The sequence below is a fragment of the Faecalibacterium sp. I3-3-89 genome (assembly GCF_023347275.1).
Classification (GTDB): domain Bacteria; phylum Bacillota; class Clostridia; order Oscillospirales; family Ruminococcaceae; genus Faecalibacterium; species Faecalibacterium butyricigenerans.
In genome coordinates this window covers 1172665-1187418 of the sequence record NZ_CP094468.1, presented here as the reverse complement: position 1 = coordinate 1187418, position 14754 = coordinate 1172665, and the positions used below count along the sequence as shown (strand labels likewise).

Genomic DNA, 14754 nt, shown 5'->3' with positions numbered 1-14754 from the left:
TGCTAATACAGAATTGCATTGCAAAACTATTCTACTAAATTCCACCTGTAAAATCAAGTGTTTTTACAGGAAATTTTGCCGGAGCTATACTACCCCGGCAAAATCTTTATCCGTTTTTCAACGATCAGCCCTTGGTGCGGCCAGCAATGATCTGGTCGGCGATGTTCTTGGGCACCGGCTCGTAGTGAGACGGCTCCATGACATACTGGCCACGGCCCTGCGTCTTGGAGCGCAGGTCGGTGGCGTAACCGAACATCTGAGCCAGAGGAACGAAGGCGTTGACACGCTGGGTGCCAGCCATTGCCTCCATGCCCTGGATCTGACCACGGCGAGCATTCAGATCGCCGATGACATCGCCCAGATACTCATCGGGAACGATGACAGCGACCTTCATGATAGGCTCGGTGATGATAGGATCAGCCTTGCGCATAGCATCCTTGAAGGCCATAGAACCTGCGATGGAGAAGGCCATCTCAGAGGAGTCGACCTCATGATAAGAACCATCCCACAGGGTGACCTTGACGTCAACGACAGGATAGCCTGCCAGAACGCCGGACTTCATAGCACCCTGAATACCGTTGTCGATAGCCGGGATGTATTCCTTCGGAATAGCGCCGCCAACGATGGCGTTGACGAACTCATAACCCTTACCGGGCTCGTTCGGCTCGATCTTGATCTTGACGTGACCGTACTGGCCCTTACCACCAGACTGACGAGCGTACTTGGTCTCCTGATTGGCCTCCTTGCGGATGGTCTCACGGTAAGCGACCTGAGGTGCGCCGACGTTAGCCTCGACCTTGAACTCACGGAGCAGACGGTCGACGATGATCTCCAGATGGAGCTCGCCCATGCCGGCGATGATGGTCTGACCAGTCTCCTCATCGGTGTAGGTCTTGAAGGTAGGATCCTCTTCGGCCAGCTTTGCCAGCGCGATGCCCATCTTCTCGTTGCCGGCCTTGGTCTTAGGCTCAATGGCGACACGGATAACAGGCTCGGGGAACTTCATGGACTCCAGAATGATGGGATGATTCTCATCACACAGGGTATCACCGGTGGTGGTGTTCTTCAGACCAACGACAGCAGCAATATCGCCTGCGTAGCAGCAGTCGATGTCCTTGCGGTGGTTGGAGTGCATCTGCAGGATGCGGCCCATACGCTCCTTGTTGTCCTTCACGGAGTTGTAGACAGTAGTACCTGCCTCGACCTTACCGGAATAGACACGGAAGTATGCCAGCTTACCAACGAAGGGGTCGGTAGCGATCTTGAAGGCCAGAGCTGCGAAGGGAGCGTCGTCGGAAGACGGACGGGTCTCCTGCTCTTCGGTCTCAGGATTCACACCCTTGATGTCCTCGACATCGGTAGGTGCGGGCATATAGTCAACGATAGCGTCCAGCAGCTTCTGCACGCCGCGGTTCTTGTAGGAAGAGCCGCAGACGACGGGAACCAGCGTATTGGCGATGGTCTCCTTGCGGATGGCAGCCTTCAGTTCCTCACGGGTGATCTCCTCACCCTCGAGGTACTTCTCCATCAGAGCCTCGTCGTTCTCAGCAACAGCCTCAACGAGGATGTTGCGGTACTCCTCGGCCTGCTCGCGCATATCCTCGGGGATAGGCTCGGTGCGCATATCGTTGCCCATATCGTCGTAGTAGACCTCAGCGTTCATATCGACCAGGTCAACGATACCACGGAAGGTATCCTCCTGACCGATAGGCAGCTGGATGGCCACGCCGTTGGCGTGCAGACGATCGTGCAGCATCTTGATGCAGCGGAAGAAGTCAGCACCCATGGTATCCATCTTGTTGACATACACCATGCGGGGGACTTTGTACTCATCAGCCTGACGCCAGACGGTCTCAGACTGAGGCTCGACACCGCCCTTAGCAGCCAGAACGGTCACAGAGCCGTCCAGAACGCGCAGGGAACGCTGGACCTCAACGGTGAAGTCAACGTGGCCCGGGGTGTCGATGATGTTGATGCGGTGACGATTCTTCTTGAATGCAACGGGATCCTTCTGAGTCTCAGAGTGGCTCCAGTAGCAAGTGGTAGCTGCGGAGGTGATGGTGATACCACGCTCCTGCTCCTGAACCATCCAGTCCATGGTAGCGCCGCCGTCGTGAACCTCGCCGATCTTGTGGTTGATGCCGGTGTAGTACAGAATACGCTCGGTAGTGGTCGTCTTACCAGCATCGATGTGGGCCATAATGCCGATATTTCTCGTCATCTGAAGAGAAACTTCTCTGGGAGTAGCCATGAAATTAACCTCCTACAGAACAGATCAATAACGGAAATGAGCGAAAGCCTTGTTGGCCTCGGCCATCTTGTGGGTATCCTCGCGCTTCTTCACGGCGTTGCCGGTGTTGTTGGCAGCATCCATGATCTCAGCAGCCAGACGCTGTGCCATGGTCTTCTCACCACGGCTGCGGCTGTAAGCAGTCAGCCAGCGCAGGCCCAGAGTCTCGCGGCGGGCAGGGCTGACTTCCAGAGGAACCTGGTAGTTAGCACCGCCAACGCGGCGGGTCTTGCACTCGAGGCTGGGCATGATGTTCTCCATCGCCTTCTCGAAAGTCTCGAGAGGATCGTTGCCGGTCTTCTCCTGAATCATGGAGAAAGCCTCGTAAACGATCTTCTGAGCGACGCCCTTCTTGCCGTCCAGCATGACGCTGTTGACCAGACGGGTGACCATCTTGGAATTGTAAATAGGATCAGCTAAGACATCGCGCTTAGCAATGTTACCTCTTCTAGGCATCTTTCTTCCCTCCTTCACAGAATGATATCATCGGTACTCGAAAGTAATAAAACTCCCGTTGTGTCACAAAGAGCTGACCTTACATAAACTGTTGCCCTCCGCACTTTCTGCGGACTTGTTATTTATATAATGGAAAGCCGTTTATGGCGGTTCGTTCCTCAATTACTTCTTTGCAGCACCGGCCTTAGGACGCTTTGCGCCGTACTTGGAGCGGGCCTGATTACGGCCTGCAACACCCTGAGTATCCAGGGTACCACGGATGATGTGGTAACGCACACCGGGCAGGTCCTTAACACGACCGCCACGGATCAGCACGACGGAGTGCTCCTGCAGGTTATGGCCGATACCGGGAATGTAAGAGGTGACCTCGATACCATTCGTGAGGCGGACACGGGCGACCTTACGCAGAGCAGAGTTAGGCTTCTTGGGGGTCATGGTACGGACTGCAGTGCAGACACCGCGCTTCTGGGGGCTGTTCAGATCAGAATACTGTTTCTTCTGAGAATTGTAGCTCTTCAGCAGGGCGGGAGCAGTGCTCTTCGTAGCCAGGACCTGACGGCCTTTGCGTACAAGCTGGTTAAAAGTAGGCATTGGTTTTCTCCTTTCTTAATGATGAACATCGGATATTTTCCGACTTTTTTGCCGCACTATCCCTGTGTGGGACGCGCAACAGTTATATAATACCCGTTTTCATCAGGAATGTCAACAGTTTTTCCAATATTTTTTTGTTTTATTCGCCGAAATAATTCTTGGCTCATTTTTTAGGGCAATTCAGCTGATTTTAACCTCTCAGTCTGCTTCGCAGACAGCTCCCCTACCGAGGGGAGCCTCTGGCGAAGAGGGAAAGCTTTCCGATATGCCAAAGCCTCCCCTCGATAGGGGAGGTGGCACGGCGTCAGCCGTGACGGAGAGGTTTATCCCAAAAAGAGCCGCCCCTGCGGATGCGCTCCGCAAAGACGGCTCTTCGTATTTACTTTACAGAATGCTGTGACGGAACATTACTGCTGCGCAGCAGCTGCCTGCTCAGCGGCGACCTCGGCGTCACGCTCTGCCTCACGGCGGGCCAGATCCTCACGCACCTCCGGGAGACCGGTACCTGCGGGGATGAGCTTACCGATGATGACATTCTCCTTCAGACCGGCCAGCGGATCGACCTTGCCCTTGATGGCGGCCTCGGTCAGCACGCGGGTGGTCTCCTGGAAGGAGGCGGCGGACAGGAAGGACTCGTTGGCCAGAGCAGCCTTGGTGATGCCCAGCAGCACCTGCTGATACTCGACCAGCTTGATGCCCTGCTCGCCTGCGTCGATCCGCTTCTGCAGCTCGGCGTTGATGTTCTCGACTTCCAGACGGTTTGCCAGAGCGCCGCCGATGAGGTCGGAAGAACCGGAGTCAGTCACGCGGACCTTGCGGCACATCTGACGGACGATGACCTCGATATGCTTATCGTTGATCTCAACGCCCTGCAGACGGTAGACCTTCTGGACCTCGCTGATGAGGTAGTTCTGGACGTCGCTCAGACCCTTGATGGCCAGAATATCCTGCGGATACAGGACGCCCTCGCGGGTGATGATGTCGCCCTTCTCCACGCGGTCGCCCGGCATGACGCGTGCGTGCTGGGTGAAGGGGATGGAGTAGCTCTTAACGACCTCAGCGCCGGTCTCGTCCTTGCCCGTGACCTTGATGACGACGTTCTTCTTGGTATCGTCGTGAGAGACGACACCGGAGATCTCGCTCATGATGGCCATGCTCTTGGGACGGCGGCTCTCGAACAGCTCCTCGACACGGGGAAGACCCTGCGTAATATCCTCAGCCGATGCGATACCGCCGGTATGGAAGGTACGCATGGTCAGCTGAGTGCCCGGCTCGCCGATGGACTCTGCAGCGATGACGCCGATGGACTCGCCCAGCTGGACCGGCTCACCGTTTGCCATATCGCTGCCGTAGCAGTGTGCGCAGACGCCGATCTTGGCGCGGCAGGTCAGCAGGCTGCGGATCTTCAGCTTGGTGATGCCTGCAGCCTCGATGTCGTTGGCATCGTAGAGGTCGATCATCTTGCCCTCGGGAACGATGACCTTGCCGGTGACGGGGTCGATGACATCGCCCACGGCGTAACGGCCGATGATGCGCTCCCGGAAGCTCTCGATCTTCTCCTTGCCCTCGTGGATCTCGGAGACCCAGAGGCCGTCGGTGGTGCCGCAGTCGATCTCGCGGACGATGACCTCCTGAGAGACATCGACCATGCGGCGGGTCAGGTAGCCGGAGTCAGCGGTACGCAGAGCGGTATCGGCCAGACCCTTACGAGCACCACGGGCAGAAACGAAGTATTCCAGAATATTCAGACCTTCGCGGTAGTTGGCACGAATGGGCATCTCGATGGTCTTACCGGCGGTGTTTGCCAGCAGGCCGCGCATACCAGCCAGCTGCTTGATCTGGTTCATAGAACCACGGGCGCCGGAGTCTGCCATCATGAAGATCTCGTTGTCCTCGGGCAGGTTTGCAGCCAGAGCCTTGGAGACCTTGTCGGTGGTGGCCTGCCAGATGTTGATGGTCTGGGCATAGCGCTCGTTCTCGGAGATCAGGCCGCGGTTGAAGAGCTTGCTGACCTGAGAGACCTGCTTGTCGGCGTCGGCGATCAGCTCGTCCTTCTGGGGCGGGATGACTGCGTCGCAGACAGCGACGGAGATGGCAGACAGGGTGGAGTACTTGTAGCCCTGTGCCTTGATGGCGTCCAGCATCTTTGCACACGTGCGGGTGCCGTTGCGGGTCATGCAGCGGGAGATGATGTCGGGCAGGGTCTTCTTAGTCACGCGGAAGCTGACCTCATACTCCAGCCAGTGCTCCGGGTCGGTGCGGTCGATATAGCCCAGATTCTGGGGCACGGGGTTGTTAAAGATGATGCGGCCGGCGGTGGCGTCCACCAGACCGGTGCGCTCCACGCCGTCGATGACCATGGTGCGGCGCACCTTGATGGGTGCGTGCAGGGTGATGACGTGCTCGGCGTAGGCCATCAGAGCCTCGTTCTCGTCGCGGAACACCTTGCCTGCGCCCTCCTCGTTCTCACGAACGGTGGTCAGGTAGTAGCTGCCCAGGATCATATCCTGCGTCGGCACGGTGACAGGTGCGCCATCCGAAGGCTTCAGCAGGTTGCCGGAAGCCAGCATCAGCATCTTGGCCTCACGGCAGGCATCCTCGCCCAGAGGCAGATGGACTGCCATCTGGTCACCGTCGAAGTCGGCGTTGAATGCGGTACAGGCCAGCGGGTGCAGCTTGATGGCACGGCCCTCGACCAGCACGGGGTTAAAGGCCTGAATGCCCAGACGGTGCAGGGTAGGTGCACGGTTCAGCAGGACGGGGTGGCCCTTGATGACCGTCTCAAGGCTGTCCCAGACCTCGGGCTTGGTACGCTCGACCATCTTGCGGGCAGACTTGATGTTGTTGGCCACGCCCTTCTCGACCAGATCCTTCATGACGAAGGGCTTGAACAGCTCCAGCGCCATCTCCTTGGGCAGACCGCACTGGTCCATCTTCAGCTCAGGGCCGACGACGATAACGGAACGGCCGGAGTAGTCAACACGCTTGCCCAGCAGGTTCTGGCGGAAGCGGCCCTGCTTGCCCTTCAGCAGATCGGAAAGGCTCTTCAGTGCGCGGTTGTTGGGGCCGGTGACCGGACGGCCGCGGCGGCCGTTGTCGATCAGGCTGTCAACTGCCTCCTGCAGCATCCGCTTCTCGTTGCGCACGATGATGTCGGGAGCGCCCAGCTCCAGCAGACGGCGCAGACGGTTGTTGCGGTTGATGACGCGGCGGTACAGGTCATTCAGGTCGGAGGTGGCGAAGCGGCCGCCGTCCAGCTGGACCATGGGGCGCAGGTCAGGCGGCAGCACAGGCAGCACATCCATGACCATCCACTCGGGGCGGTTGCCGGAAACGCGGAAGGCCTCGACGGCCTCCAGACGCTTCAGGATGCGCACCCGCTTCTGGCCGGAGGACTTCTCCACCTCAGCCGTCAGCTCCGCGCTGAGCTGGTCGAGGTCGATCTCCTTCAGCAGGTCCTGAATGGCCTCAGCGCCCATTGCAGCCTCGAACTCGTCGCCGTAGCGCTCCCGCATCTCGCGGTACTCTTTCTCAGTCAGCAGCTGCTTCTTTTCCAGCGGGGTCAGGCCGGGGTCGGTGACGATATAGCTTGCAAAGTACAGCACCTTCTCCAGCAGGCGGGGGCTGATGTCCAGCATCAGGCCGATGCGGCTGGGGATGCCCTTGAAATACCAGATATGGCTCACAGGAGCGGCCAGCTCGATGTGGCCCATGCGCTCACGGCGGACCTTGGCCTTGGTGACCTCGACGCCGCAGCGGTCGCAGATCTTGCCCTTGTAGCGGATGCGCTTATACTTGCCGCAGTGGCACTCCCAGTCCTTGGTAGGTCCAAAAATGCGCTCGCAGTACAGACCGTCGCGCTCCGGCTTCAGGGTGCGGTAGTTGATGGTCTCAGGCTTCTTCACCTCGCCGTAGCTCCAGTTGCGGATCTGGTCCGGAGAGGCAAGGCCGATTTTGATCGAATCGAAGACGTTGTTTTCCATGAAACGAACCCTTTCTTAATCTTTATAGTCTCGATGATAACAGTTGACGTTGGAAGACCCGCTGCCCTCCCCTGCCCTGCGGCGGCAGCACGCGCACCGCGCAGGGGGTCGCAGCTTTCTCATAGGGGGGTCTTATTCGTCGATGTTCACTTCGTCAGAAGCGGGCTCTGCAGCGGCAGAGCTGTCATCCTCCAGCACGGAGGGATCATCGAAACCAGCATCGGCGTCCTTGATGGTGTAATCGTTCAGCAGCTCGTTCTCGTTGGCGACAGTCTCGGTGCCGGCAACATCGCGCATATCAAAGCCGGTCTCTTCGTCGTCGAAGTTCTGGCGCATATCGATCTCGTTGCCGTCCTTGTCCTGAACGATAACGTCCAGACCCAGAGCCTGCAGCTCCTTGAGCATGACGCGGAAGGATTCGGGGATGCCCGGCTGCGGGATCGGCTCGCCCTTGACGATGGCCTCGTAGGTCTTGACACGGCCCTCGACGTCATCGGACTTGACGGTCAGGATCTCCTGCAGGGTATAAGCAGCGCCGTAAGCCTCCAGAGCCCAGACCTCCATCTCGCCGAAGCGCTGGCCGCCGAACTGGGCCTTGCCGCCCAGAGGCTGCTGAGTGACCAGAGAGTAGGGGCCGGTGGAACGGGCGTGGATCTTATCGTCAACGAGGTGATGCAGCTTGAGGTAGTACATATAGCCGACGGTGACGCGGTTGTCGAACTTCTCACCGGTGCGGCCGTCGTAAACGGTGGTCTTGCCGTCACGGTCCAGCTCGATCTTGGAGAAGTCGATGATGTGGCCCTTCTCGCCCATCAGCTTCGGCAGCTTGGTGGGGTAAGCGGGGGCGTTCTCGCCGTGCCACATCTCGCGGGCGGTATCGAAGGTATCGCCGATGTCAGCCTCGCGGGCGGAGTCGAAGACCGGGGTCATGACCTTGATGCCGCAGGCCTTGGCTGCGTAGCCGAGGTTGACTTCCAGCACCTGACCGATGTTCATACGGGAAGGAACGCCCAGCGGGTTCAGCACGATGTCCAGCGGGGTGCCGTCGGGCAGGTAGGGCATATCCTCCTGCGGCAGGATGCGGGAAACGACACCCTTGTTGCCGTGACGGCCTGCCATCTTATCGCCGACGCTGATCTTGCGCTTCTGAGCGATGTAGCAGCGGACGACCTCGCGCACGCCGGGCTGCAGCTCGTCGCTGTTCTCCGGGGTAAAGACCTTGACGTCCACGATGATGCCGTACTCGCCGTGGGGCACGCGCAGAGAGGTGTCACGCACCTCGCGGGCCTTCTCGCCGAAGATGGCGCGGAGCAGGCGCTCCTCAGCGGTCAGCTCGGTCTCGCCCTTCGGGGTAACTTTGCCGACCAGAATGTCGCCGCTCTTGACCTCTGCGCCGATGCGGATGATGCCGCGCTCGTCCAGATCCTTCAGGGCATCCTCCGAGACGTTGGGGATGTCGCGGGTGATCTCTTCGGGTCCCAGCTTGGTGTCGCGGGACTCGGTCTCATATTCCTCGATGTGGATGGAGGTGTAAACGTCCTCGCGGACGATCTTCTCGTTCAGCAGGACGGCGTCCTCGTAGTTGTAGCCCTCCCAGGTCATGAAGCCGATCAGAGCGTTCTTGCCCAGAGAGATCTCGCCGTTGCGCATTGCGGGGCCATCGGCCAGCACCTGACCGGCCTTGACGGTCTCGCCCACCTCGACGATGGGGCGCTGGTTGATGCAGGTGCCTGCGTTGGAGCGGGCGAACTTGATCAGAACGTAGTTGTCCACTGCACCCTGTGCGTTGCGCACCTCAATGTGGTCTGCGTCCACCTTCTCGACGATGCCGTCGGCCTTGGCCAGAACAGCGGTGCCGGAGTCGGTCGCAGCCTTGTACTCCATGCCGGTGGCAACGATAGGCTGCTGCGTGACCATCAGAGGCACGGCCTGACGCTGCATGTTGGAGCCCATCAGAGCACGGTTACAGTCATCGTTCTCGAGGAAGGGGATGCAGGCGGTAGCGACAGAGACCATCATTCGGGGCGAGACGTCCATATAATCGACCTTCTCGGCGTCGATCTCGAGGATGTCGTCGCGGCGGCGGGCGGAGACGCGGGCACGCTTGAAGTGCTTGGTCTCGTCCAGCGGCTCGTTGGCCTGTGCCACGACATACTCGTCCTCAACGTCAGCGGTCATATACTCGACCTCGTCGGTGACGACCTGATCGATGAGGTTGCCGTTCTCGTCGTAGGTCTTTTTGACCTTGCGGTAGGGAGCCTCGACGAAGCCGTACTCGTTGATCTTGGCGTAGGATGCCAGATAGGAGATCAGACCGATGTTGGGGCCTTCAGGAGTCTCGATGGGGCACATACGGCCATAGTGGCTGTAGTGGACGTCGCGGACTTCGAAGCCTGCGCGGTCACGGCTCAGACCGCCGGGGCCCAGAGCAGACAGACGGCGCTTGTGGGTCAGCTCAGCCAGAGGGTTGTTCTGGTCCATGAACTGGGACAGCGGAGAGGAGCCGAAGAACTCCTTGATGGCGGCCACCACAGGGCGGATGTTGATGAGGGCCTGCGGGGTGATGACGCTCTGGTCCTGGCTCTGGAGGGTCATCCGCTCACGGATGACGCGCTCCATGCGGGAGAAGCCGATGCGGAACTGGTTCTGCAGCAGCTCACCGACGCTGCGGATGCGGCGGTTGCCCAGATGGTCGATGTCATCGGTGGTGCCGATGCCGTGGCCCAGACCGTTCAGGTAGTTGATGGAGGAGAGGATGTCGGTCACGGTGACGGTGCGGCCGATGAGCTGGTCGTGGTTGCGGCGCAGCATCTCCTTCTGCTCCTCCACATCGGAGGTAGTGTCGAGGATCTTCTTGATCTCCTCGAAGGAGCAGCGCTCGTTGATGCCGCACTCCTTGACGTCGAAGGAGAAGAAGCCCTGTGCATCCACACAGCCGTTGGTGATGACCTTGACCTTCTTGCCCTCGACGTTCAGCACGACGATGTTGACGCCGGCTGCATCTGCGGCCTCCGCCATCTGACGGGTGATCTTGGCATCCTTCTCGATGAGCAGCTCGCCGGTCAGAGGAGCGACGACGTTCTCGGCGGCGACGTGGTTCATGATGCGGCGTGCCAGAGACAGCTTCTTGTTCATCTTATAACGACCGAACCGGGACAGATCGTAGCGGCGGGGGTCGAAGAAGAGCATATTGATCTGGCTGGTGGCGGACTCCACCGTGGGAGGCTCACCGGGGCGCAGCTTGCGGTAGACTTCCAGCAGGCCCTCCTCGGTGTTCTTGGTGGTGTCCTTCTCCAGCGTGGCAAGGATGCGCTCATCCTCGCCGAAGTAGTTCAGGATGTCCTCATTGGAGGACAGGCCCAGTGCGCGGCAGAGGACGGTAACGGGCAGCTTGCGGTTCTTGTCGATGCGGACATAGAACACGTTGGAAGCGTCGGTCTCGTACTCCAGCCATGCGCCGCGGTTGGGGTTCATGGTGGCGCTGTACAGGTCGTTGCCCACCTTATCCTTGGCATCACCGTAGAATACGCCGGGAGAACGGACCAACTGGCTGACGATGGCGCGCTCTGCACCGTTGATGACAAAGGTGCCTGCGTCGGTCATCAGGGGGAAGTCGCCCATGAAGATCTCCTGATCCTTCACCTCGCCGGTCTCCTTGTTCAGCAGACGGGCGGTGACGCGCAGGGGCGCTGCATAGGTCACGTCGCGCTCTTTGCACTCTTTGATGCTGTACTTCGGCTCCTTGTCGAGGCGGAAGTCCACAAAGCTCAGTGCCAGATTGCCGGTATAGTCCTCAATGGTGCCGATGTCGTGGAAGACCTCTTTCAGGCCCTCGTCCAGAAACCACTGGTACGAGTTCTTCTGGACCTCGATGAGGTTCGGCATACTGATGACTTCGTCGATGTGGGAGAAGCTCATGCGCTCGGTCTTGCCGAGCTTGACGGGCTTGACTTTCATCATAAAATCAACCACTCCTTACTTTTATACTCTACGGATGTTGCAAAATGCAGGTCGAATTTGAGCAGACACACATAATTCGGCCTGCACCGCGCGCAGAAGTCCGGCGTTTTGCACAAACTTTTCGGTGAGACCCGTCCGGCTCGCACTGCACAAACTCCCTTTTTGGCGCACTAGGCCATTATGTGATACTAATGCAGTATACACCCTGAAACCCCTGTTGTCAAGCCATTTTTCCGTTTTGAGGCAAAAAAATTCCCGAGCGCCCTCTTTTATGGGACGCCCGGGTGCGTGTACGCTTTGCGCGATTTTGGGGTTGATTTTTTTGTTTTTTACGTTCCAGACAAAAACACCCTTGTGCATTTTGTCACCATTTGCTCTTGCATCCTGCTCTACTCGTCCAGATAATCCCGCAGGCGCTTGGCCCGGCTGGGGTGGCGCAGCTTGCGCAGGGCCTTGGCTTCGATCTGGCGCACCCGCTCGCGGGTGACGTTGAACTCCCGGCCCAGCTCTTCCAGCGTCCGGGCGCGGCCATCCTCAAGGCCGAAGCGAAGGGCGATGACCCGCTCCTCCCGGGGCGTGAGGCTCTTGAGCACCGTCATCAGCTCCCGGCGGAGCAGCTGCCGCCCGGCCTCGTCGGCGGGGATGCCCGCCTCATCGTCCCGGATGAAGTCCTCAAGGTGGGCGTCCTCCTCCTCCCCCACCGGCGTTTCGAGGCTGATGGGGTCCTGCGACAGCTGCAGCAGCTCCCGCACCCGGGCCGCCTCCATGTCCAGCTGGGCGGCGATCTCCTCCACGGTCGGCTCCCGGCCTGTGCGGCGCAGCAGCTCCCCCGCCGTCTTCTTCACCCGGTTGATGCTCTCCACCAGATGCACCGGGATGCGGATGGTGCGGCCCTGATCGGCGATGGCCCGGGTGATGGACTGCCGGATCCACCATGTGGCGTAGGTGGAAAACTTGAAGCCCCGGTCCGGCTCGAACTTCTCCGCCGCCTTCATCAGGCCGAGGTTCCCCTCCTGAATGAGGTCGAGGAAGGGCAGGCCCCGCCCGGCGTACCGCTTTGCCACCGAGACCACGAGGCGGAGGTTCGCTTCGCTGAGACGGCGGCGGGCGTCCTCGTCCCCGGCCTGCGCGGCACGGGCAAGGGCAGCCTCCTCCTCCGCGGCCAGCAGGGGCACCCGGCCGATCTCCTTCAGATAGGTCTTTACCGGGTCGTCCAGCGCCACCCCCTCGGCAGAAAGCTCATCCTCGAGCCTGCCGATCTGCTCTTCGTCCAGAAGCGGCAGCTCTGTCTCCTCCTCAGCCACCTGCACGCCCCGCGTCTCCAGTGCGGCATACAGCTCGTCCAGCCCTGCCGGGTCGAAGTCCTGTTCCTCCATCGCACGGCTCACCTGCTCGGGCGTCAGGACATGGCGGCGGGCGCGTCCCGCCAGCAGTTTTGCCATTTCTTCCGTCTGTGACATTTTCTGCATCTGCTCTTCTCCTTCCGGCCCCAGCCGGTGGAGAGATCAGACCGAATCTTCTGCGTCAGCAGTTCCCTGCTTTTGTTCCCGCATCGACTGGAGATACTGTTCAATATCGTTGGTTGACATACTGGCGGCGCGGCTGGCCACGGGGGTGCCCCGGGCGATGCGTTCCAGATAGAGCTGGATGTCCTCCGGCGTACAGTTCACATCGCTGTATTGTGCCGCAAGACGGCTCAATTCATTCAGGGCCTCCTCGCTGACGAAGGCCCGCAGGGTGGCGAGGCTCACGTCCACCCCCTGCTCCCTGCAGCGGAGCATGGCCTCGTACAGCTCCTTCTGCTGGGGCTGCAAAAACTGCTCCGGCCTGAGCCGGGCACTCACCTTGTCGATGTAGCCCGGCTCCCGCAGCATGGCGGCCAGAAGCCGCTGTTCGGCGCTGGCCATCCCCAGTGCGCCCCGGCCTGCGCCGTAGGGCACCTTGATCTGGTCCATCTCGCCCTCCCGCAGACGGGCGCGGCTCCGCTCCCAGCGGCGCTTGCTGCCGGCCCTTTTCACGGCGTCGGCCAGCTGGGCCATGATGGCGGTCTTGGAGATGTTGGTCTCCTCGGCCAGACGGCCTGCGTAGACCTCCTGCTCGGTGGGGTTGGAGCGCTGGGCCAGCATCTCCACGGCCTCCTTGACGTACTCGAGGCGCTGGGCGTCCTGCTTGAGGTCGTACTGGTCCCGCAGCCGCTTCATCCGGAAGTCCAGCGCGTTGCCCACGCCGTCCAGCAGGGCCTTGAAGCGGTCGGCACCGTATTTCTTGATGTACTCGTCCGGGTCCTTCGCCCCCGGGATCTGTAAGACGCCCACCCGCACCGGGCTGTTGCAGAACAGCTCCAGCGAGCGGAGGGTGGCCTTCTGGCCCGCCTCATCGGAGTCGTAGCTGAGGATGACCTCCTCGGCGTACTGGCTGATGAGCTTGACCTGATCGGGCGTCAGGGCCGTGCCGCAGGCGCAGACGGCGGTGTCGATGCCCGCCTGATGCATGGAGATGACGTCCATGTAGCCCTCACAGAGGACATACCTGCGGGAGGCGCTCCGCTTGGCGATCTGGAGCGCAAACACCGTGTCCGACTTGTGGTAGACCAGCGTTTCGGGGCTGTTGACGTATTTGGGCTTGGAGTCATCCAGCACCCGGCCGCCGAAGGCGATGATGTTGCCCCGCAGGTCGAAGATGGGGGTCATGACCCGCCGCCAGAACAGGCAGTAGATGCGGCCCGACTGGCTGCGCTTGAACAGGCCGCTGGCGTCCAGCTCCTGCTGGTTGTACCCCTTATCCCGGAGGTACTGGTAGAGCGCCTGCCCGTCGTCGGGGGCATAGCCCAGCCCGAAGCGGTTGATGGTCTTGTCGTCGAGGCCGCGCCGCCGCCAGTAGGCCCGGGCCTGCCGGGCCTCCTCCACCGTGGAGTTGAGGCAGGCGTGGAAGAAGCGGGCCGCGTCCTTGTTCATGGTCAGGATGCGGCTGCGCAGACGGCCCGTTTTGTCGTCCTCGGTGGGTTCGGGCATCCCGGCCCGCTGGGCCAGCAGCTTGACGGCCTCGATGTAGTCGATGCTGTTGATCCTCTTGGTAAAGCTTACCGCGTCGCCGCCCGCGCCGCAGCCAAAGCAGTAGAAGCTCTGGGTGTCCGGGTAGACGTAGAACGAGGGGGTCTTCTCGCTGTGGAAGGGGCACAGCCCGCCGTAGAGCCGGCCCTTCCGTTTGAGCTGGACATAATTGCCCACCAGCTCCACGATGTCGGTGCGGCGGGTCAGCTCTTCAATATATTCGTGTGGGATCATAACGATGTTCGGCGCTCCTTTTTCTCCAAAACGTGCCGCCTGCGGGGCACAAAGACGTCCTCGAAGGTGCGGACGGCAGATCTGCCGCTTCTGTTTCTCTCGTTCCCCCTCCTCTCCGTGCGCGGCCGATCCCAGTGCCGCGTCTGCGGCTATTGTAACCGATTTGCGCTGTCGAAGGGGGAAAATCCAT

At 60.3% G+C, this 14754-nt stretch carries 7 protein-coding genes; all 7 read right to left on the bottom strand.

Annotation, left to right across the window (positions count from 1 at the left end; genetic code table 11):
- Positions 1 to 124: 124 nt before the first annotated feature.
- Positions 125 to 2251, bottom strand: a complete 2127-nt coding sequence (gene fusA, locus MTP38_RS05485; protein WP_227620037.1) for an elongation factor G — start codon at positions 2249 to 2251, stop codon at positions 125 to 127.
- A 24-nt stretch (positions 2252 to 2275) separates the two neighbouring features.
- Positions 2276 to 2746: a 30S ribosomal protein S7 gene (rpsG, locus tag MTP38_RS05480; protein ID WP_005930552.1), complete on the bottom strand. Its 471-nt coding sequence runs from the start codon at positions 2744 to 2746 to the stop codon at positions 2276 to 2278.
- A gap of 162 nt (positions 2747 to 2908) precedes the next feature.
- Entirely contained in the window at positions 2909 to 3337 is a 429-nt protein-coding gene (gene rpsL / locus MTP38_RS05475) for a 30S ribosomal protein S12 (RefSeq protein ID WP_005940205.1), read from the bottom strand.
- Between the two features lie 407 nt (positions 3338 to 3744).
- Complete coding sequence (gene rpoC, locus MTP38_RS05470) at positions 3745 to 7320, bottom strand: DNA-directed RNA polymerase subunit beta' (protein ID WP_227620038.1); 3576 nt, start codon at positions 7318 to 7320, stop codon at positions 3745 to 3747.
- Positions 7321 to 7452: 132 nt separating this feature from the next.
- Positions 7453 to 11280 carry a DNA-directed RNA polymerase subunit beta gene (rpoB, locus tag MTP38_RS05465; RefSeq protein WP_249234508.1) on the bottom strand — a complete coding sequence of 1276 codons (3828 nt, stop codon included), beginning with the start codon at positions 11278 to 11280 and terminating at the stop codon, positions 7453 to 7455.
- Between the two features lie 389 nt (positions 11281 to 11669).
- Positions 11670 to 12749 carry an RNA polymerase sigma factor RpoD gene (gene rpoD / locus MTP38_RS05460; protein ID WP_227620040.1) on the bottom strand — a complete coding sequence of 360 codons (1080 nt, stop codon included), beginning with the start codon at positions 12747 to 12749 and terminating at the stop codon, positions 11670 to 11672.
- Positions 12750 to 12785: 36 nt separating this feature from the next.
- The gene (gene dnaG / locus MTP38_RS05455; RefSeq protein ID WP_249234507.1) at positions 12786 to 14564 is read right to left on the bottom strand and encodes a DNA primase; all 1779 of its coding nucleotides are present in this window, start codon (positions 14562 to 14564) and stop codon (positions 12786 to 12788) included.
- Between the last annotated feature and the right edge of the window lie 190 nt (positions 14565 to 14754).